The sequence below is a fragment of the Porcipelethomonas ammoniilytica genome (assembly GCF_025567485.1).
GTDB classification, from domain to species: Bacteria; Bacillota; Clostridia; order Oscillospirales; family Ruminococcaceae; genus Porcipelethomonas; species Porcipelethomonas ammoniilytica.
Map to the genome: position 1 here is coordinate 25,961 of NZ_JAOQKH010000009.1, position 20,940 is coordinate 46,900.

The 20,940-nt window shown below is 39.4% G+C and carries 18 protein-coding genes; 15 read left to right on the forward strand and 3 right to left on the reverse strand.

The window, feature by feature from the left end; all coding sequences use genetic code 11:
* Positions 1-371 precede the first annotated feature (371 nt).
* The 12 genes from ilvB to OCV67_RS08415 all read left to right on the forward strand — a co-directional run bounded on the left by ilvB (position 372) and on the right by OCV67_RS08415 (position 14,745).
* Positions 372-2,048, forward strand: coding sequence for a biosynthetic-type acetolactate synthase large subunit (ilvB, locus tag OCV67_RS08360; protein WP_147643527.1), 1,677 nt, complete (start codon positions 372-374; stop codon positions 2,046-2,048).
* Complete coding sequence (gene ilvN, locus OCV67_RS08365) at positions 2,048-2,545, forward strand: acetolactate synthase small subunit (protein WP_147643528.1); 498 nt, start codon at positions 2,048-2,050, stop codon at positions 2,543-2,545. The genes ilvB and ilvN overlap by 1 nt, the downstream gene beginning before the upstream one ends.
* A 55-nt stretch (positions 2,546-2,600) precedes the next feature.
* Positions 2,601-3,638 carry a ketol-acid reductoisomerase gene (gene ilvC, locus OCV67_RS08370; RefSeq protein WP_147643529.1) on the forward strand — a complete coding sequence of 346 codons (1,038 nt, stop codon included), beginning with the start codon at positions 2,601-2,603 and terminating at the stop codon, positions 3,636-3,638.
* Between the two features lie 170 nt (positions 3,639-3,808).
* Positions 3,809-5,470, forward strand: coding sequence for a dihydroxy-acid dehydratase (gene ilvD, locus OCV67_RS08375; RefSeq protein WP_147643530.1), 1,662 nt, complete (start codon positions 3,809-3,811; stop codon positions 5,468-5,470).
* Positions 5,471-5,934: 464 nt separating this feature from the next.
* Complete coding sequence (gene leuC, locus OCV67_RS08380; protein WP_147643531.1) at positions 5,935-7,197, forward strand: 3-isopropylmalate dehydratase large subunit; 1,263 nt, start codon at positions 5,935-5,937, stop codon at positions 7,195-7,197.
* 2 nt (positions 7,198-7,199) lie between these two features.
* Positions 7,200-7,694, forward strand: coding sequence for a 3-isopropylmalate dehydratase small subunit (gene leuD, locus OCV67_RS08385; protein WP_147643532.1), 495 nt, complete (start codon positions 7,200-7,202; stop codon positions 7,692-7,694).
* Between the two features lie 14 nt (positions 7,695-7,708).
* Positions 7,709-8,782 (forward strand): 3-isopropylmalate dehydrogenase, encoded by a 1,074-nt coding sequence (leuB, locus tag OCV67_RS08390; protein ID WP_147643533.1) that lies wholly within the window; start codon positions 7,709-7,711, stop codon positions 8,780-8,782.
* Between the two features lie 19 nt (positions 8,783-8,801).
* Positions 8,802-9,995, forward strand: coding sequence for an ATP-binding protein (locus OCV67_RS08395; RefSeq protein WP_147643534.1), 1,194 nt, complete (start codon positions 8,802-8,804; stop codon positions 9,993-9,995).
* Positions 9,996-10,271: 276 nt separating this feature from the next.
* On the forward strand, positions 10,272-11,468 hold the full coding sequence (ilvA, locus tag OCV67_RS08400) for a threonine ammonia-lyase (protein WP_147643535.1): 1,197 nt from the start codon (positions 10,272-10,274) through the stop codon (positions 11,466-11,468).
* 19 nt (positions 11,469-11,487) lie between these two features.
* Positions 11,488-11,862, forward strand: a complete 375-nt coding sequence (locus OCV67_RS08405) for a RidA family protein (RefSeq protein WP_147643536.1) — start codon at positions 11,488-11,490, stop codon at positions 11,860-11,862.
* A 191-nt stretch (positions 11,863-12,053) separates the two neighbouring features.
* On the forward strand, positions 12,054-13,136 hold the full coding sequence (gene serC, locus OCV67_RS08410) for a 3-phosphoserine/phosphohydroxythreonine transaminase (protein ID WP_147643537.1): 1,083 nt from the start codon (positions 12,054-12,056) through the stop codon (positions 13,134-13,136).
* A gap of 448 nt (positions 13,137-13,584) precedes the next feature.
* Positions 13,585-14,745, forward strand: coding sequence for a phosphoglycerate dehydrogenase (locus tag OCV67_RS08415; protein ID WP_147643538.1), 1,161 nt, complete (start codon positions 13,585-13,587; stop codon positions 14,743-14,745).
* Between the two features lie 343 nt (positions 14,746-15,088).
* Here OCV67_RS08415 and OCV67_RS08420 read toward each other — a convergent pair whose 3' ends face one another.
* Positions 15,089-15,937, reverse strand: a complete 849-nt coding sequence (locus tag OCV67_RS08420; RefSeq protein WP_147643539.1) for an AraC family transcriptional regulator — start codon at positions 15,935-15,937, stop codon at positions 15,089-15,091.
* Positions 15,938-16,030: 93 nt separating this feature from the next.
* On the opposite strand from OCV67_RS08420, the gene OCV67_RS08425 reads away from it, so the two are divergent.
* Positions 16,031-17,410, forward strand: a complete 1,380-nt coding sequence (locus OCV67_RS08425; protein WP_147643599.1) for an MATE family efflux transporter — start codon at positions 16,031-16,033, stop codon at positions 17,408-17,410.
* A gap of 144 nt (positions 17,411-17,554) precedes the next feature.
* On the opposite strand, the gene OCV67_RS08430 is transcribed toward OCV67_RS08425, so the two are convergent.
* Positions 17,555-18,532: an aldo/keto reductase gene (locus OCV67_RS08430; protein ID WP_147643540.1), complete on the reverse strand. Its 978-nt coding sequence runs from the start codon at positions 18,530-18,532 to the stop codon at positions 17,555-17,557.
* Positions 18,533-18,669: 137 nt separating this feature from the next.
* Between OCV67_RS08430 and OCV67_RS08435 the strand changes: the two genes are divergently transcribed.
* On the forward strand, positions 18,670-18,906 hold the full coding sequence (locus OCV67_RS08435) for a spore coat associated protein CotJA (RefSeq protein ID WP_262644442.1): 237 nt from the start codon (positions 18,670-18,672) through the stop codon (positions 18,904-18,906).
* Complete coding sequence (locus OCV67_RS08440) at positions 18,903-19,157, forward strand: spore coat protein CotJB (protein WP_147643542.1); 255 nt, start codon at positions 18,903-18,905, stop codon at positions 19,155-19,157. Before OCV67_RS08435 ends, OCV67_RS08440 begins: the two co-directional genes overlap by 4 nt.
* Positions 19,158-19,205: 48 nt before the next feature.
* Here OCV67_RS08440 and OCV67_RS08445 read toward each other — a convergent pair whose 3' ends face one another.
* Positions 19,206-20,672, reverse strand: coding sequence for a recombinase family protein (locus tag OCV67_RS08445; RefSeq protein WP_147643543.1), 1,467 nt, complete (start codon positions 20,670-20,672; stop codon positions 19,206-19,208).
* Positions 20,673-20,940 lie beyond the last annotated feature (268 nt).

Sequence of the window (20,940 nt, forward strand, 5' to 3'; positions counted from 1 at the left end):
AATTATGGTATAATTTATAAATACATAAAATTCTGTTGTAAATATCTAAAACGCAGGGACGTAATTTTGGTGTTAATATGTGTATAATTCACAAAAATATATTTTCCCCTTGAAACAACAGAAATTACATGATATATTAAAGTATGAACATTTTATCGGAACGGAGGTTTATTCGGTGTCGGAAAAACTGGAAAAAGGAACATTTCAGGCGATTTTACAAAAAATCACTGCAAACGAAAGCGTAATGCCGGGTGAACCGGCGATTTACCGAGTCGGCATTTGTTAAACAAAAAAGCAACTGTCCTGCGCTGAAAATACCGCAGGCTTTTTAACATACTGCAAAATGAATTTAATTTTGAAAGGATCATATTATGAAATTAACCGGCGCACAGATTATAATAGAAACCCTTGTAGAGCAAGGGTGCGACCGTGTATTCGGATATCCGGGCGGTCAGATCATAAACGTATATGACGAACTTTATAAAAATCGTGACAGAATCAGACATATAATTACAGCTCATGAGCAGGGTGCTGCCCATGCTGCTGACGGTTTTGCAAGAGCTACAGGTAAGACCGGCGTTGTTATTGCAACATCGGGTCCGGGAGCAACAAATCTTGTAACGGGTATAGCTACGGCTTATCTGGATTCTGTTCCTATGGTTGCTATTACCGGCAATGTACCATGCAATCTTTTGGGACGTGACAGCTTTCAAGAGGTTGATATCTGCGGTGTGACTTTGCCGATCACCAAGCATAATTACATAGTAAAAGACGTAACAGAGCTTGCAGATACAATAAGAGAAGCATTTAGGATTGCAAAGTCAGGACGTCCTGGACCTGTTCTGGTGGATGTGCCTAAGGACGTTCAGATAGCAGCATGTGATTTTGAAAATGCAGTTGTTGCTCCGGCTTTTGAATCGCCGAAAGCGGACAGTGAAATTATCAAAAAAGCTGCTGAAATGATAGCGGCGTCAAATAAACCTTATATTTACTGCGGAGGCGGTGTTATTTCTTCAAATGCAAGCCGTGAAGTAATGGACTTTGCTGAGCTTATCGACGCTCCTATCGGATGCAGTATGATGGGCGTTTCGGCTATCCCGACTTCAAATTCCAGATTTTTGGGAATGCAGGGTATGCATGGTCATTATGCATCTTCTATGGCTCAGGCTGAGGCAGATCTGGTAATTGCGATCGGCGCAAGATTCAGCGACAGGGCAACGGGAAATAAAGACGTTTATGTAAGAAACTGCAATATACTTCACATTGACGTTGATAATGCGGAAATTGACAAAAACATTACAAGTCAGCTCGGCATTAACGGAGACGTAAAGGAAACCTTAAGAAAGCTTATGGCAGCCGTATCTCCTGCCGATCATCCGGCGTGGATGGCTGAGATCGAAAAGCTGAAAGAAAAAGAATCCGCATGTTTACAAAAATCCGAGGTTATGACTCCTTATGACATTATTGAAACAGTAAATTCAAAAATGCCTGAGGACGCTGTAATTGCAACAGATGTAGGACAGCATCAGATGTGGGTTGCTCAGCACTATAAATTCGAAAAGCCCAGAACTTTTGTATCAAGCGGCGGTTTAGGTACTATGGGATTCGGTCTGGGAGCTGCGATCGGCTCTTACATAGCAACTGAAAAGCCTGTAGTACTGTTTACAGGTGACGGCAGTTTCGGTATGAATCTGAACGAACTTGCTACAGCTGTTTCATGTAATGCACCTGTAATCGTTGTAATTATGAACAACGGAGTACTTGGTATGGTAAGACAATGGCAGACATTGTTCTTTAACAAGCACTACTCAAATACTACCCTCTGCCGTCAGACAGATTTTGTTAAGCTGGCAGAAGCATTCGGAGCATTGGGATTCCGTGCGGAAAACACAGACGAGTTATCTAAGGCTCTTGACGATGCGATTGCCGCAAAGCGACCTGTCGTTATCGACTGCAAGATAGATAAGGATGAATTTGTACTTCCTATGCTTCCTCCTGGAGGTTCTATCGACGATATAATTACTGAAATTCACGGAGGTGAGATCTGATGACAAAATATGTATTCGGTATTCTGGTAGCCAATAAATTCGGCGTACTAACCAGAGTTTCAAGCATGTTTACCAGAAGAGGATTCAATATTGATACTCTTACTGTAGGTGAGACACAGTCTCCGGAATTTTCAAGAATAACCATCTCTATGATGGGAGACGAGTACTCTAAAACCCAGATTATTAAACAGCTCGACAAGCTTCACGATGTTAAACAGGTAGAAGTCATGGAAAGAGACGAAACCGTTACCCGTGAACTGCTTCTTATAAAAATTAAAAACGATTCCGCTACAAGACAGGATGTTCTTTCTGCGGTAGACGTATTCCGTTCAAAAATCATCGACTATTCTCCTGACGCACTTTGTGTTGAAATCACCGGAGAAAGTTCCAAAATCAACGCTTTTATTGAGCTTGTAAAGCCATACGGCATAATGGAGATGTGCCGTACAGGTCTTGTAGCTCTTGAAAGAGGCGGAAATTGTCTGGGATGTGACTGAAACTCAGATAAGTAAAACGCCCGATAAAAATCATATTATAAAAGGAGTCTTTATAATGGAAAATTCAGCAAAAGTCTTTTATCAGGAAGACTGTGATTTAAGTTTACTTTTCGGCAAGACAATCGCCGTTATCGGTTACGGAAGTCAGGGTCATGCACACGCTCTTAATGCAAAGGAATCTCTCGGCGACAACGCAAGAGTTATTATCGGTTTATATGAAGGAAGCAAGTCTTGGGATAAGGCTGTAAAGCAGGGTTTTGAAGTATTTACAGCGGCTGAAGCTGCAAAGCAGGCAGATATCATTATGATCCTTATCAATGATGAAAAGCAGGCTGCTATGTATAAGAAGGATATCGAACCAAACCTTAAGTCCGGCGATATGCTTATGTTCGCTCACGGTTTCGCTATCCACTTCGGTCAGATCGTTCCTCCGGCAGACGTTGACGTTACTATGATCGCTCCTAAGGGACCCGGTCATACAGTACGTTCAGAATATCAGGCAGGCAAGGGCGTTCCTTGCTTAGTTGCAGTAGCTCAGGACGCTACAGGCAAGGCTCAGGATATGGCTCTGGCTTACGGTCTTGCAATCGGCGGCGCAAGAGCAGGCGTACTTGAAACAACTTTCAGAACAGAAACAGAAACTGACCTCTTCGGTGAACAGGCTGTTCTCTGCGGCGGTGTATGCGCTCTTATGCAGGCAGGTTTTGAAACACTGGTTGAAGCAGGCTACGATCCAAGAAACGCTTACTTTGAATGTATCCATGAAATGAAGCTTATCGTTGACCTTATCTACCAGAGCGGTTTTGCGGGAATGAGATATTCAATTTCAAATACTGCCGAATACGGCGACTATATTACAGGTCCTAAGATCATCACAGAGGATACAAAGAAGGCTATGAAGCAGATTCTGAAAAATATTCAGGACGGTTCATTCGCTAAGGAATTCCTCCTCGACATGTCACCGGCCGGCGGTCAGGCTCACTTCAGAGCTATGAGAAAGCTTGCAGCTGAACACCCGTCTGAAAAGGTTGGCGAAGAGATCCGTAAGCTTTACAGCTGGAACAACGAAGAAGATAAGTTTATCAACAACTGATAAACTGTCAGATACATAATTAATAAATTATATATCTCCGATTGTAAATGTAATCGGACTGTGTGTGAATTACTGCTTTCCTGATTTACAAAGTCGGGAAAGCAGTTTGATTTTTTAATTATATTTTAAAGATTTTTGGATATTTATAAGATAAAACGAGGTATAAAACAATGGGTTGTAATTTTTACTGCGACGGAGTTGATAAAGCTCCTCAGCGTTCACTGTTGAATGCTCTCGGTATGACTAAAGAAGAAATGAAGCGTCCGCTTGTCGGTATCGTTTCTTCATACAATGAGATCGTACCGGGACATATGAACATAGATAAAATCGTTGACGCCGTTAAAATGGGCGTTGCTATGGCGGGAGGTACTCCTGTGGTATTTCCTGCAATCGCTGTCTGCGACGGTATTGCTATGGGTCACCAGGGAATGAAATATTCGCTTGTAACAAGAGATCTTATTGCTGATTCCACAGAATGTATGGCACTTGCTCATCATTTTGACGCACTTGTTATGGTTCCCAACTGCGATAAAAACGTACCCGGACTATTAATGGCTGCGGCAAGAGTAAACGTGCCGACAATATTCGTAAGCGGCGGTCCTATGCTGGCAGGACATGTAAAGGGTAAGAAAACAAGTCTTTCAACTATGTTTGAAACTGTAGGTTCATATGCCGCAGGCAAAATGAGTCTTGAAGACGTTGAAGAATACGAAAATAAGGCTTGTCCGACATGCGGTTCATGTTCGGGTATGTATACTGCAAATTCCATGAACTGCCTGACTGAAGTTTTAGGCATGGGACTTCGTGGAAACGGTACTGTTCCTGCGGTTTATTCCGAAAGAATCAAGCTTGCCAAGGAAGCCGGAATGGCTGTTATGGAGCTTGTAAGAAAGAATATCCGTCCTCTGGATATCATGACTGAAAAAGCTTTTCAGAATGCTCTTACTGCTGATATGGCTCTGGGCTGTTCAACTAACAGTATGCTTCACCTGCCTGCCATCGCCAATGAGTGCGGAATCAAGATTAATCTTGATATGGCTAATGAAATCAGCGCTAAAACTCCTAATCTTTGTCACCTTGCTCCGGCAGGTCATACCTACATGGAGGACTTAAACGAAGCAGGCGGCGTATACGCGGTACTCAACGAGCTTAATAAGAAGGGACTTATCAATACTGACGTTATGACTGTAACAGGTCAGACAATGGGCGAAAATATCAAGGGAGTTGTAAACAAAGATCCCGAGGTCATCAGACCTATTGATAATCCTTACAGCGAAACAGGCGGTATTGCAGTACTCAGAGGAAACCTTGCTCCTGACGCATGCGTTGTAAAGAGAAGCGCAGTTGCACCTGAAATGCTTAAGCACTCAGGTCCCGCAAAGGTTTTCAACAGCGAAGAAGAAGCTATCGAAGCTATCAAGGGCGGTAAAATCGTAAAGGGCGATGTGGTTGTAATTCGCTATGAAGGACCTTCAGGGGGTCCCGGCATGAGGGAAATGCTGTCCCCTACTTCTGCAATTGCCGGTATGGGACTTGATAAGGACGTTGCTCTTATTACCGACGGACGTTTCAGCGGTGCCACAAGAGGTGCGGCAATCGGTCACGTTTCACCGGAGGCTGTAAGCGGCGGTACTATCGCATACGTTCAGGACGGTGATATTATTTCTATCGACATTCCTAATTATTCGATAAATCTTGAAATTTCAGACGAAGAACTTGAGATAAGAAAGAAAAATACAAAGCTTCTGAAAAAGGAAAATATAACAGGTTATCTCAAGAGATATGCTTCAATGGTTTCCTCAGCGGATAAGGGAGCAATTATAAATAAATGATGAAGTTTAAAAAACTTCACTAAAATTATATTTTATTCATTTCTTGTTCCGTGACAAGAAACGAATCAAAGAAACACGTACCGCTTTCTTTTCATTTGAAAAGAAAGCTCGCAAAGAAAAAATTTTATCCGTCATACAGTTTCTGAACTAATAGGTCTCCCAATAAAAGGCAAGACGTAAAATAAAAAATTCACACCCATGTAAAATGGGTGCAGTTAAGCGGAGAACGCAAGCTGCAAAATTGCCTTAACACAGTATGTGGAGAGTACCTTGTGTGATAGTTTGAAAGGGTTACGCAGTCGTTACCTTTCTTTGCTTCTTTCTTTTGTGTGAACAAAGAAAGAAGGGTGTTTCTTTTCGTTATTTTCTTTGCACAAGCAAAGAAAATGACAAATTAAATTTCTTTATAAACTTTCTAAGAATTAAGAAAGCAGAAAAATAAAATAGAAAGAAGGCTGATATAAATGGGCATGACAATGACGCAGAAAATACTTGCGGCTCATGCGGGACTGGACAAGGTCGAAGCAGGACAGCTGATATTGGTAAACCTCGATCTGGTACTGGGCAACGACATTACATCTCCGGTTGCCATAAAGGAATTCAATAAGCTGGGCGCTGAAAACGTCTTTGACAAGAATAAGGTTACTATGGTTATGGACCACTTTGCTCCTAACAAGGACATCAAAGCAGCTGAGCAGTGTAAAATGTGCCGTGATTTCTGCGGTGAAAAGGACATTACAAACTTCTATGACGTAGGCGAAATGGGTATTGAACACGCACTGCTGCCGGAAAAAGGACTGGTCGTATCAGGTGACGCAGTGATCGGTGCGGATTCGCATACTTGTACTTACGGCGCATTGGGTGCATTCTCCACAGGCGTAGGCTCAACAGACATGGCATGCGGTATGGCAACAGGCAAAGCATGGTTTAAAGTACCGTCCGCTATAAAATTTGAACTTAAAGGCGAGCTAAATCAGTACGTTACAGGCAAGGACGTAATTTTACATATTATCGGAATGATAGGCGTTGACGGTGCTTTGTACCGTTCAATGGAATTTACCGGTGAAGGACTTCACAGTCTTTCAGTAAGCGACAGACTCTGCATGGCTAATATGGCAATTGAAGCCGGAGCTAAAAACGGTATTTTTGAAGTTGATGATAAAACTATCGAATACGTAAAGGAACACAGTGACAGAGAACCTGTTGTTTACAAGGCTGACGATGATGCTGTTTACGATGAAACATATGTAATTGATCTAAGCAAGATTAAACCGACTGTTTCCTTCCCGCATCTTCCTGAAAACACACATACAGTCGATGAAATAGACGATATTAAAATAGATCAGGTCGTTATCGGTTCATGTACAAACGGCAGACTTGAAGATTTACAGATTGCCGCTGAGATAATGAATGGTAAAAAGGTTGCAAAGAACGTAAGAACTATCATCATTCCCGCAACTCAGAAAATCTATCTTGAGGCTATGGAACAGGGACTTCTGAAAATCTTTATTGAGGCAGGTGCAGTTGTTTCAACTCCTACATGCGGACCGTGTCTGGGCGGATATATGGGTATTCTGGCTGAAGGCGAAAAGGCTGTTGCAACTACTAACCGTAACTTTGTAGGCAGAATGGGTCATATCGACTCTGAAATTTATCTTGCAAGTCCGGCCGTAGCGGCGGCTTCCGCAATTGCCGGTAAAATTGCCGAACCTAAGGAGGTACTGTAATCATGAAGTTTGAAGGAACAGTTATTAAATACGGCGACAACGTTGATACAGACGTTATTATTCCTGCAAGATACTTAAATACAAGCGACAAAAAAGAGCTTGCTTCACACTGTATGGAAGATCTTGATACAACCTTTTCAGGACGTGTAAAACAAGGTGATATTATGGTGGCAGGATTTAATTTCGGCTGCGGTTCTTCCAGAGAACACGCTCCTATTGCCATAAAGGAAAGCGGTATTTCCCTGGTAATAGCAAAAAGCTTTGCGAGAATTTTCTACAGAAACGCTATCAATATCGGTCTTGCAATACTGGAATGCCCGGAAGCAGTTGATGCAATTGAAGAAGGTCATACTGTTGAAGCCGACCTTGACAAGGGTATCATTACAGACAAAACTACAGGCAAGGAATTTAAAACAGAACCGTTCCCTGAATTTATCCAGTCGATTATAACAAACGGGGGACTGGTTGAATCAATCAAAAACGGCAGCTTTAAATAAGGAGAGACTAACAAATGGAATTTAACATAGCATTACTCAGAGGCGACGGAATCGGTCCTGAAATCGTTGACAGCGCAGTTGAAGTACTTAATAAGACGGCTGAAAAATTCGGTCATACATTTAATTTTACTCCGTATCTTATCGGCGGCGCTGCAATTGACGCTACAGGCAAGCCTTTGCCTGATGAAACTGTTGAAGGCTGTCTTGCCAGCGACAGCGTACTGCTGGGAGCAGTAGGCGGTCCTAAATGGGATAATCTTCCCGGTGACCAGCGTCCTGAAAAGGCTCTGCTTGGAATCCGTGCGGCTCTGGGACTTTTCACAAATCTTCGTCCTGCAAAGCTTTATAAGGCGTTAAAGGACTCTTGCCCGCTTCGTCCCGATATTGTTGAAAACGGCTTTGACCTTATGATGGTAAGAGAACTTACAGGCGGCATCTACTTCGGTGAAAGAGGTAGAAGAGAGGGTAAATACGGCGAAGAGGCTTACGATACGGAATGCTACAGCAAAATGGAAATTGAGCGTATTGCAAAGGTTGCCTTTGAAACTGCAAGAAAAAGAAATAAGAATGTTATCAGTATAGATAAGGCAAACGTTCTTGAAAGCTCACGTCTCTGGAGAGCTACGGTTCATGAGATCGCAAAAGACTATCCGGACGTTACCTGCACAGACATGCTGGTTGACAATGCGGCAATGCAGCTTGTAAAGAATCCGGCACAGTTTGACGTTGTTGTAACTTCAAATATGTTTGGTGATATTCTGTCTGATGAATCCTCACAGATCACAGGTTCTATCGGCATGCTGCCGTCAGCTTCACTGGGTTCGACAAAGAGGGGAATGTATGAGCCTATCCATGGTTCTGCTCCTGATATAGCAGGTCAGAACAAGGCAAATCCGATTGCTACAATACTTTCCGCTTCAATGATGCTCAGATATTCATTTGATCTTGACAAAGAAGCAGACGCTATCGACGCTGCCGTTGACAAATTCCTTGAAATGGGTTACAGAACGGCTGATCTTGCAGGAAATACAGGCGTTAAGCCGCTTTCTACAACTGAAGTTACAGCAAAGATATTAGAGCTGCTCTGATAAACGGAGGCGTATTGGTGTGAAAAACAGCTTGCAGGAGCTTCATTACAGACTTAATTCTCTGGTGATTTTCAGAGATGTAATGAACTGCCGTACTATTCAAAGTCTGGAAAGACTACTGGAAAGCCTTGAGGATAATGATACGTTAAAACAGCTCAAGGCTTATTCGGACTTTGTTTCAAATCTTTACCGTCATCATAACGATCTAAGCTCATATATTCTCACACTCATTCTTGAGGACGAAAATATTTACATGATAAGAACTGCCCACAGACTTGAAATAAGTCAAAAGATGAAGGAATGTCTGTTCAGCGAGCTTGAATCATTGCAGATGATCGCTGAAATGACTTCGTTGCAGGTAAAGGACAAAATAGCCTACGACGGATTTCTTCCGGACTGGGACAATACTTATTATGATTTCAAAAAAGAATACCTAAACAGAATTGATAATATAGAATGCTACGGCTATGGAATTTATGCAAAATATTATATGTTTATCGTCAAGGACAGCCGTATTGTTCCAGTCAAATATCCCGACGAAGTAAAGCTTTCCCAGCTTATCGGTTATGAAAAACAGCGTCAGCTGGTCATAGATAACACATTGGCTCTTATTAACGGAAAACCTGCGTCTAACGTTTTGCTGAGCGGTGACGCAGGAACAGGCAAATCCTCTTCAGTCAAGGCTATTGCCAATGAATTCCGTGATAAGGGACTGCGGATAATTGAGATACGTAAGGATCAGCTGAGGGAAATTCCCGAAATTATTGACGGTCTGAGTAAAAATCCTCTCAAATTTATTCTTTTTATTGACGACCTTTCTTTTGCAAAAGACGACGATAATTTCGGTGCTCTAAAAGCAATTCTTGAAGGTTCGGTTTCGGCAAGAGCAAATAATATTGTAATTTATGCTACCAGCAACAGACGTCATCTGGTAAAGGAATCATTTTCCGACAGGGATGGGGACGATGTTCACCGCAACGATACCGTTCAGGAGCTTATTTCACTTTCGGAAAGATTCGGATTGCGAATAACATTTTCAAAACCTAATAAATATGAATATCTTGAAATTGTAAAGGGACTTGCAAAGCTTAACAGTCTTGACATGTCCGAGGAAGAGCTTGAAAAAGAAGCGGAACGCTTCGCAGTAGGAAGAAGCGGACGTTCCGCAAGAGCGGCAAAACAGTTTATTGATAAAATGATTGCCGCACACTGAATTTAAGAATACTGCAAATGCTATGACGGGAACTTATCCGTTTTACGGTCTTACAGAAAGCTGTTTTTGATGAGATACGGCAGACACGGCTTCGGAATATTATCCTCCCTGAGCAGACGGCTGAAATCCGGTTTTAAGGAAATTAAGCTGCTCCGGTTTTCCTCCGTTAAAAAGGAAACGTATTGTCAGATACGAAAATTATTGCTTTGAAGTGGTTTAGCAGACTTATGTTCTGTCTTTAAAGCAAAATTTAAATGAAATGGATGTATTTTTTATATGCTTACTCTTGATAAAGTTTACCATGCAGGTTTTGTTCTCAAAGATGTTATAAGAAAAACCGATTTGATTCATGCACCGAAAATCAATTCCGAAAGTGATATTTATTTGAAAACTGAGAATCTTCAGATTACAGGCTCTTTTAAGGTGAGGGGAGCTTACTATAAGATATCTCAGCTGAGCGATGAAGAAAAGTCAAAGGGCGTTATTGCATGCTCTGCCGGAAATCATGCACAGGGCGTTGCTCTTGCTGCAGCTAAGAACGGAATAAAGTCTCTTATATGCCTGCCTGACGGCGCACCTATCTCCAAGGTGGAGGCAACTAAGGGATACGGCGCAGAGGTTTGTCTGGTAGAGGGTGTTTATGATGACGCATACAATAAAGCAATTCAGTTAAGGGACGAAAAGGGATACACCTTTATTCACCCTTTTGATGATGAAAACGTTATTGCAGGACAGGGTACAATCGGTCTTGAGCTTTTGGAGCAGCTGCCTGACGCTGACGCCGTTATCGTACCTGTAGGCGGCGGAGGTCTGATTTCAGGCGTTGCATTTGCAATAAAACAGTTAAGACCGGAAATAAAAATCTACGGAGTACAGGCAAGCGGCGCTCCCAGTATGGTTGAATCTCTTCAAAATGGTAAGATAGAGTGTCTTGACGATGTTGCAACTATCGCAGACGGTATTAAAGTTAAAGAGCCGGGAGAACACACATTTGAATTTTGTAAAAAATATGTAGATGAAATAGTAACAGTAAGCGATGACGAAATTTCTTCCGCTATACTGGCTCTTATCGAACAGCATAAGCTTATCTCAGAAGGAGCAGGCGCTGTATCGGTAGCGGCGGCAATGTTCAATAAAGTACCGGTTAAGGGAAAAAAGGTTATATGTCTTGTATCAGGCGGAAATATAGACGTTACTATACTTTCAAAGGTAATAAAAAGAGGACTTCTCAAATCAGGGCGTTCAGATTCTATTAATATTGAGTTGATAGACAAACCCGGACAGCTTCGTGATGTTTCAAGAATAATTGCAGATCTTGGCGGAAATGTCATTGCGATCCATCATGAAAGAGCAAGTGAAAATTCGGACATAAACGGATGCTATCTCAGAATTCTTCTTGAAACAAGAAACTTTGAACACATAACGGCTATCAGAAAAAATCTTACAGACGCCGGTTTTAAAATAGTAGAATAACATGACGGAGGTTATAAAAATGGCGGAAATTATTTATACATCAAACGCACCGGAAGCTCTTGGTCCTTATTCACAGGCAATCGTTACCGGTAATATGATTTTCACTTCAGGTCAGATAGCTATCAATCCAGCGACAAATACTGTTGAAGCTACAGATATTGAAGGACAGACAGAGCAGGTTATGAAAAATCTTGAGGCGGTGCTGACTCAGGCAGGAAGCTCCTTTGACAAGGCGGTTAAGACAACATGTTTTCTGAAAAATATGTCCGATTTTGCCGCATTTAACGGTATCTATGGAAAATATTTTACTTCAAAGCCGGCAAGAAGCTGTGTTGCAGTAAAGGAACTTCCCAAGGACGTTCTTGTTGAAGTCGAAGTTATTGCAGAAAAATAAAATATTTTAAGGCGGTCGAAAGACTGCCTTACTTTTTCACAGATTAATTATGTACGATTTAACAGCAAAAGTAACAAAAAAATAAATTATTGTGAAAAAAACACTATTTTTCTTATTGACTTATATTCGCTGAAATAGTATAATATAAAGGTATAGAATTTAAACTAATATAAATTTGGAGGGTTTTAACAATGGGCAGAGTATATAATTTCAGTGCGGGTCCTGCCGTACTTCCTGAAGAAGTATTAAAGGAAGCAGCAGACGAAATGCTTGATTATAAGGGTACAGGAATGTCTGTAATGGAAATGAGTCACCGTTCAAAGGCTTATGATGAAATTATCAAGGACGCTGAAAAGGATATCCGTGATCTTATGAATATTCCTGACAATTATAAGGTACTGTTCCTTCAGGGCGGCGCTTCTCAGCAGTTTGCAGCTGTTCCTATGAATCTTATGAAAAATAAAAAAGCAGCTTATATAGTTACAGGTCAGTGGGCTAAGAAGGCTTATCAGGAGGCACAGATTTACGGTGAAGCAGTTGCAGTTGCTTCTTCTGCTGACAAGACTTTCTCTTATATTCCGGATTGTTCCGATCTTGATATTCCGGAAGACGCTGATTATGTTTACATCTGTGAAAATAATACAATTTACGGTACAAAGTTCAAGGAACTTCCTAATACTAAGGGCAAGACTTTGGTTGCCGACGTTTCTTCATGCTTCCTTTCAGAGCCTGTTGACGTTACTAAATACGGCGTTATTTACGGCGGCGTTCAGAAGAATATCGGTCCTGCCGGCGTTGTTATCGCAATTATCCGTGAGGATCTCATCAGTGATGACGTTTTAGAGGGTACTCCTACGATGCTCAAGTGGAAAACTCAGGCTGATGCTGATTCACTTTACAATACTCCTCCGTGCTACGGTATTTATATCTGCGGTAAGGTATTCAAGTGGATCAAGAAGATGGGCGGTCTTGAAGCTATGAAGGCTCACAACGAAAAGAAGGCTGCTATCCTTTATGATTTCCTTGACCAGAGCAAGCTGTTTAAGGGTACTGTTGAACCTAAGGACAGATCTCTTATGAATGTTCCTTTTGTTACAGGCGACGCTGATCTGGATGCTAAATTTGTTAAGGAAGCAAAGGCTGCCGGTTTTGAAAATCTTAAGGGACACAGAACAGTTGGCGGTATGAGAGCTTCTATCTACAATGCAATGCCTATCGAGGGCGTTGAAAAGCTTGTTGAATTTATGAAGAAATTTGAAGCTGAAAACGCTTAACCAGCTTTTTGAAAAAAGCTGGGCAAAAACTTTTATGCCGAATGTAATTATCTTGAAATGCTTTTTAAAGACTCGCAAAGTTACTTTTGCAGAGAATTAAAGAAAAAATTGAAAAAAACTGGGCAAAAACTTTTATGCCGAATGTAATTATCATAAAATGCTTTTTAAGGACTCGCAAAGTTACTTTTGCAGAGAATTAAAGAAAAAATTGAAAAAAGCTGGGCAAAAACTTTTATGCCGAATGTAATTATCTTGAAATGCTTTTTAAAGACTCACAAAGTTACTTTTGCAGAGAATTAAAGAAAAAATTGAAAAAAACTGGGTAAAAACTTTTATACTGGGCAAACTTGATTTAAGACAGTTTCTGAAGTCTTGCAAAATTACTTTTGCAGAAAATTTATGGTTCAACAGGTAAATTATTATAAAAATAATAAGGGAGATGTTTTTTATGTACAGCATTTTAACTTTAAATAAAATTGCCGCTGTCGGTACTGATAAGTTTGACAGCAGCAAGTACACAGTAGGGGAAGAAGTTTCAAATCCTGATGCAATAATGGTTCGTTCTGCTAAGATGCACGATATGGAATTTGGTTCAAATCTTCTTGCAATTGCAAGAGCAGGTGCAGGGGTAAACAATATTCCTGTAGATAAGTGCGCTGAATCCGGTATAGTTGTTTTTAATAGTCCGGGAGCTAATGCTAACGCAGTTAAGGAACTTGCTATATGTGCGCTGCTTTTGTCTTCAAGAAAAATTACCGAAGCTGCTGCGTGGGCTGCATCTCTTAAGGGTACTCCTGACGCTCCAAAGACAGTTGAAGGCGGTAAGTCTAAATTTGCAGGTCCTGAAATCCTTGGCAAGACTTTGGGTGTTATTGGTCTGGGAGCAATTGGCGGAAAAATCGCAAACGCTGCTGTTGATCTTGGAATGAAAGTGGTTGGATATGATCCATATCTGTCAGTTAACGGCGCTCTTCATCTTGATCCGTCAGTAAAGGTTGTAACTGATATCAATGAAATATATACAGCAAGTGATTATATTACTATTCATGTTCCTTATACTCCTGACACAAAGAATACTATTGATGCTGAACAGATCGCTATGATGAAAGACGGAGTACGTCTTATCAATCTTGCAAGAGGTGAATTGATAAACAGTGAAGCAGTAGTTAAGGCTATTGCAGACGGTAAAGTTGCAAAGTATGTTACAGACTTTGCTGATGATGTTGTACTCGGCGTTGATAACGTTATTGTTCTTCCACACCTTGGAGCTTCAACTCCTGAAAGTGAAGATAATTGTGCAGTTATGGCAGCTAATGAACTTATTGATTATATTGAAAACGGAAATATCAAAAACAGTGTAAACTTCCCTAATGCGATTATGAATGCAACCGGTACAAAGGTTTGTATCCTTCATAAGAATGTTCCGACAATTATCGCTCAGATTACTTCTGCAGTTGGTGAAGCCGGTCTGAACATTGACAATATGGTTAATGCAAGTAAGAAGGATTATGCTTATACAATGCTTGACATTGCCGGTGATGTTACAGACGCTGTTGCTGATAAGATGAGTTCTGTTGACGGAATCATTAAGGTTAGGGTTATTAAGTAATGTAATGATCTCTATATAATATAAAGCCGCCGATTAATATCGACGGCTTTAATTTTATAAAGTATCTTCAAAAGTAATTTTGCGAGTTTTTAGAAAGCGCTTCCAGATAATTAAATTCGGCATAAAAGTTTTTGCAAAGCTTTTTTAGCCTTAAATTTTTATATTTATTTACTTGTCGAGCCTTATAAAAAATGTAACATTAAATTAAAGACGAAATAAAAGTTTTTGCAAAGCTTTTTTCAAAAAGCGTAAGAGAAGTCAATATTGTACAATATAGTCGTCATGATTTGCTATTGCAAAAACAGTTGGATACTGTTATACTATACATGTTATGCCGAGGATATCAGGAGCCTTTAAGCTGCTTCCTTTTCTCTCCGGGAGAGCAGCCGTATTGTTCTTTGAATTTGCGGACAAAAAGCTTGTAATTTTTTTCAAAGCCGTGATGATCTGCAATACTGCCGATAGGAAAATCTGTATTGATGACGTCGTAATAAGCATGTTCAAGACGAATGGCATAAACGTAATCCATAAAAGTCATGCCCATGTATCTTTTAAAAAACCTTGAAAAATACTCCCTGTTAAGAGCAACGATGTGTGCAGCGTCATTCAGCGAAATATTTTCGGCATAATGCTGACGGACATACTGAAGAACGACTCCAAGTCTTTGAATGTTTCTGTCAGCTTTCTCTTTCATGACAGGATCTATGCTGGTTTTGAAATTTATAACAAGATGATAAAGCAGGTTATATATAAGACTGTTAAGCATAAGCAGATATCCGCAGTCTCTTGGGGATTCATAATGCATTTTCAGTTTTGTAAGTATATTACGGATCTTTATGAAGTTACCTATTGTATTTTCTTCTGAAGTACATATACATCTTATCATGATTATATCAATATCGGGAATATTTTTTTTTATTGTTTCATAGGGTATCTGAATGAGAAGATATTTGCATGTTCCGCGGCAGACTGTTGAGTGAATAGTTTTGGAATTTACTACTGCAAACCCTCCGTTTTGAAGCTTATAATCTCTATTGTTTATATTAACTGTCATTGAACCGCTTAAAATAAAAATAACTTCAAATCCGTTGTGCCAGTGCTTAGAAACGGAATGTCCGGAAACTTCAACAATTTCAAGAAGCATACCGGTATCTGTCTGGTAATGAATCTGTTCATGGCTGTAATCTTCCATGGTTGACCTCCATAATAGAAATTCAGAATGATTTTATTTTATCATAAAAAATAAAAAATTACAATATTCAAGAAAGGATAATGCAATATGTCTATGACTAAAGAAATGACGACCGGCAAACCTTATAAACTGATTTTAAGCTTTGCTCTGCCGATGATTTTCGGTAATGTTTTTCAGCAGCTTTACAATATGGTTGATACTATTATTGTTGGAAAATATGTAGGGGTTGACGCACTTGCCGCTGTAGGTTCTACAGGCGCTATAAACTTTCTTGTAATCGGTTTTGCACTTGGAATTTGCAGCGGATTTTCCATTCCGGTGGCTCAAAGCTTTGGTGCAGGGAATCACTCACAAATGCGAAAATATGTGGCAAACTCTATATATTTAAGCGTTATTGCGTCTATTATACTGACTGTTTCAACTATGCTCCTGACCGGACCGATTCTGCGTATAACAAACACCCCTGAGGAAATTTATGATGATGCTTACCGGTATATTATAGTAATTTTTGCAGGTATTTCCGCTACAATATTTTATAATATGCTTTCCGGAATTCTTCGTGCACTGGGAGACAGTAAAACGCCGTTGGTGTTTCTGGGAATATCCTCTGTACTGAATATAATTTTAGACCTCACCTTTATTATAGTATTTAAATGGGGAGTATTTGGTGCTAGTTTTGCGACTGTTATATCTCAGGGAATTTCTGCGTTGCTGTGTCTTTTTTATACTATAAAAAATTATGATATTTTAAGATTTGATTCATTTGAGTTAAAACCGGATTTGGAAAAAATGAAAAAACTTGTTGTAATAGGAGTACCTATGGCGCTGCAATTTTCTATTACAGCTATCGGTTCTATTATTTTACAGTCTGCTGTAAATACGCTTGGTAAAACAGCAGTAGCTTCAATGACAGCTGCAATAAAGATTCAGACCGTAGCTATGGGACCTATGGAAAGCATGGGTATAACTATGGCAACCTATTGCGGACAAAACAGAGGAGCCGGAAAGTATTCGAGAATTACTGTCGGAATTGGTCAGAGTATTGCAATGACAATGGTTTATTGTGTAGCGGCATGCGCAGCAGTTTCATTCTTAGGTGGAGCGCTGACAACTTTGTTTATTGACAAAAATACGGCTGATTCTGAAAATATACAAAAAATAATTGATCTTTCAGTGTATTATTTAAGAATAAACGGTTTGTTCTATCCGTTTCTTGGAGTACTGTTTATTATCAGAAATTCACTTCAGGGCATGGGATACAGTATGCTGCCGATGCTGGCAGGAGTCAGCGAGCTTGCAGCGAGATCTCTTGTAGCGATCTTGTTTGTATCTTCAATAGGATATACAGCAGTATGTTTAGCAAGTCCGGTTGCATGGATTTTTGCAGATGTTGTTTTGCTTATTACCTATACTGTGAAGATAAAGGAACTTAAAAACGAATTGATTTTTCGTAAGCATGAAGCAGTTGTTTAAGTTCTGCATTGAATAAGTAAAGAAAACCGGACAGTTTATCTGTCCGGTTTAGTATTAAAAATACTTGTTAGATTGTACTGTCCCGATTTGTGCTGAACGCATAAACCGAGGCAGTATTATTTTAGTTTTCACATATTGATAAATCTATAAAGTATCTTCAATTGCCATTAATTCTTCTTGAGAAAAATCAGTTTTAAATACTGCCTGAAGATTTTCAGTAATTTGTTCCGGACGGCTTGCACCGATTAGAACAGTTGTGATCTTATCATCACGTAAAACCCAGGAAAGTGCCATTTGTGACAATTTCTGACCTCTGTTTGCAGCAATTTCATTAAGTTTTTTCAGTTTTTTCAAGGTATTTTCATCGGGTTGGCTTTTCATCCACGGACGGTTGGAGGAACCGGTATTTGTTTTCAGATATTTATCTGTAAGAAGACCTTGTGCAAGAGGGGAAAATACGGCAAGTCCCAAGCCGTTTTCGTAAGCGTAATCTTTGAGTCCGTCCTCTTCAATCCATCTGTTGAGCATAGAATACGAGGGTTGATTAATAATAAACGGAGTTTTCAGTTCATCAAATATTTTCTTTATTTTAGAGGTTTGTTCTGTATTATAATTTGAAATTCCTACATATAGGGCTTTTCCTTGCTTTACAGCATTATCCAGTGCAAGTGCAACTTCCTCGAGCGGTGTTTCCGGATCAAAAATATGATGATAAAAAATATCAACATAATCTAGTCCCATTCTCTTAAGAGACTGGTCAAGAGAAGCGGTAAGGTATTTACGTGAACCGTGTTTAGCTCCGTAAGGACCCGGCCACATATCGTATCCTGCCTTGGTTGAAATACAAATTTCATCACGGTAATGCCAAAGACCTCTTTTAAGAATCTTTCCGAAGTTTTCTTCTGCGGAACCGTTATATGGATTACCGTAATTATTGGCAAGGTCAAAGTGAATAATACCGTTGTCAAAAGCGGTACGGCACATATTTTCCATATTTTCCAGATTGTCGGTATGGCTGAAATTCTGCCACATTCCAAGAGATATAGGAGGCAGTTTTAATCCCCATTTTCCTACGTGTCTGTAGGGCATTTTATCGTATCTTTTTTCATTTGCAATAAACATATTCAACATCCTTTGCTCTTTTTTTATAATATTATCATAATTATATTCTGAATGTCAAGTTCACAAAAATTAAAAAATTTCATAATATAATAGTGTATGGCATAGCTATACAAAATATGCATAAGGAGGAATTAAATTTGGATTTCAGTATGTTTGATAATATTCGTTTTGAACCTGAGATGCGTAAGCATGAACCAAATGATATGCCGAATATGATGTCAAGACCCAGATTTCCGGAGCATACGCCGCTTGCAATGGCTTATGTTCCGCTTCAGCAGTGGGGTCAGACTTACGATGAAGAAAAGGCGTTTGAAAGAGGTACTATTTTCCCTGAACTGGATCTTCCATTGGCTCCTGAGGAGGGATGTTTATGAATTCTAAAGAAAAACTATTCAGAGTGATCCAGATGTATGGATTTGCACTTGATGAAATTCGTATTTATCTTGATACTCATCCTGACTGTCAGGATGGTCTGGCATACTATCATAAATATAATGAATTAAGAAAAGCTGCTGTAGAAGAATATAATAAGCTTTACGGCCCTCTTACTACTGAACAAGTGCAGAGCCGAAATAAATGGACATGGGTTCAGGAACCGTGGCCATGGGAAAGGAGCGCTAATTAATGTGGCAATATGAAAAGAAATACTTATATCCCACTTGTACATAATAATTTATAGAAAATCAATGTCTAAAAATAAATCAGAGATATCTTTTCTATAACACATTCGAACGGTTTTTTTGTAATTGATTTTGCGGATAACACTTTTTAAAAGCATATTTTTTTCTTCGGCAGTAGCCTGTTCAAAATGTTTAATCACATAATTTAATTTAGTAATAGCTTCTTCTGCAGATCGCTTTGCAGGTTCTGTGTGTGATTCAAGCAACTTAATCTGATTATTTATATTTTCAAGTTTTTCATTTAACGTTTTTGAACGTGTTAAAAAAGTATTGATATCATATACATCTTGCTCTAATAAATCGTGAAGCTTATCTAATTGTTTTTTTATTTTTTCTGACTCTGCGACTAAGAGTTTCTGTTTATCTGGCTTAATTGAGGTTTCTTTTTTAACTGTTTTTTTAGACCGTAATTCTTCCAGTTCTTTTATTCGATATCTCATTGATGACAAAACTGCTTCGTTAATATTTTCTATTTTTGAGCTTACTATTTTTCCACTGCATTGTGGATAAGTACATAGCATGTGTTCTTTTCCGTTGATTGAACGTCTCCGCATCTGGTGTCCACAATTACTACAATATAGAATTTTATTATAGTAATTTTTTAGCGATTGATCTTGCTGTAATTGCACAGCAGCATTATGAGCACGTTTAATTTGAACTTTTTCGAATACATCTTCTGGAATAATGGATTCGTGTTTTCCTTCGTATAGAGTGTCACCGCTTGATTTTGTTTGCCATCTGACTTTGCCTATATAAATTGGATTTGATAAAATTTTCTTGACACTTGGAGCTCCCCAAAGTTGGTTTTTCTGCGGTGCTATTCCCATCTTGTTAAGTTCTCTTGCAATTGCTCTACCGCCATATCCCTTAAGGTACATATCAAATATCATTTTTACTACTTCTGCGTGTTCCGGCACAACTTCGAGAGTATGCACTTTGGGTTCCGGCGTAACCTTTCGGTATCCGTATGGTTCTCGTTGACCTAAATAATTTCCTTCTTTAACAGAAGCAAGACGACCAGCTTGCATACGTCTTTTAATAGTTTTATACTCACGGCGAGACATAAAGAGAGAAAACTCAAAGTATTCTTCATCGAATTCGTTATTAGGATCATAAGTTTTAATAGGCGTTATAATTTTAGTTTCAGAGTTTTTAAATGCTTGAGCCACTATCCCTTGATCAATAGTATCGCCTCGTGCAAGACGTTCTATTTCCATAACAAGCACACCTGTGTATTTTTTTAATTCAACGTCTTGTAGCAGATACTGCATTTCTGGTCTGGATGCGATGCTGTCTCCACTTACAATTTCTTCGTATATTTTAACTATGTGCAGAGAATGCTTTTGTGCAAATTCTAAAAGAGTTTGTCGATGCCTTGCTAGTGTTTCTCCTTCACCCCTTGCTTCGGCTTCGGCATCTGTACGAGATTTTCTTAAATATATAGCGTATTGTCCGCTCATATTTTCCTCCTTTTTATGACATATTATGGATATTACAAAAATAATAATGTTATAATGCACAACTTTTGTTGTTTGAATTTAGGCATATTGTCTGTTGAAAACTAGCTGTTTATTACTGAATTATTACGTTTTGTGTCATTCACGCCAAAAACAATACCAGATACGCCAAAACTATTGCAATTGAAAAAAAGCTGAGTATAATAATAACTGTAATCCGGATTCGACAAAATTTGACGAAAGGTCGTGTTGTTATGAATTGCATTTTATC

Coding starts and splice junctions, on each gene's coding strand:
- ilvB (WP_147643527.1), top strand. CDS start 372: ATGAAATTAACCGGCGCACAGATTATAATAGAAACCCTTGTAGAGCAA.
- ilvN (WP_147643528.1), top strand. CDS start 2,048: ATGACAAAATATGTATTCGGTATTCTGGTAGCCAATAAATTCGGCGTA.
- ilvC (WP_147643529.1), top strand. CDS start 2,601: ATGGAAAATTCAGCAAAAGTCTTTTATCAGGAAGACTGTGATTTAAGT.
- ilvD (WP_147643530.1), top strand. CDS start 3,809: ATGGGTTGTAATTTTTACTGCGACGGAGTTGATAAAGCTCCTCAGCGT.
- leuC (WP_147643531.1), top strand. CDS start 5,935: ATGGGCATGACAATGACGCAGAAAATACTTGCGGCTCATGCGGGACTG.
- leuD (WP_147643532.1), top strand. CDS start 7,200: ATGAAGTTTGAAGGAACAGTTATTAAATACGGCGACAACGTTGATACA.
- leuB (WP_147643533.1), top strand. CDS start 7,709: ATGGAATTTAACATAGCATTACTCAGAGGCGACGGAATCGGTCCTGAA.
- ilvA (WP_147643535.1), top strand. CDS start 10,272: ATGCTTACTCTTGATAAAGTTTACCATGCAGGTTTTGTTCTCAAAGAT.
- OCV67_RS08405 (WP_147643536.1), top strand. CDS start 11,488: ATGGCGGAAATTATTTATACATCAAACGCACCGGAAGCTCTTGGTCCT.
- serC (WP_147643537.1), top strand. CDS start 12,054: ATGGGCAGAGTATATAATTTCAGTGCGGGTCCTGCCGTACTTCCTGAA.
- OCV67_RS08415 (WP_147643538.1), top strand. CDS start 13,585: ATGTACAGCATTTTAACTTTAAATAAAATTGCCGCTGTCGGTACTGAT.
- OCV67_RS08420 (WP_147643539.1), bottom strand. CDS start 15,937: ATGGAAGATTACAGCCATGAACAGATTCATTACCAGACAGATACCGGT.
- OCV67_RS08425 (WP_147643599.1), top strand. CDS start 16,031: ATGACTAAAGAAATGACGACCGGCAAACCTTATAAACTGATTTTAAGC.
- OCV67_RS08430 (WP_147643540.1), bottom strand. CDS start 18,532: ATGTTTATTGCAAATGAAAAAAGATACGATAAAATGCCCTACAGACAC.
- OCV67_RS08440 (WP_147643542.1), top strand. CDS start 18,903: ATGAATTCTAAAGAAAAACTATTCAGAGTGATCCAGATGTATGGATTT.
- OCV67_RS08445 (WP_147643543.1), bottom strand. CDS start 20,672: ATGAGCGGACAATACGCTATATATTTAAGAAAATCTCGTACAGATGCC.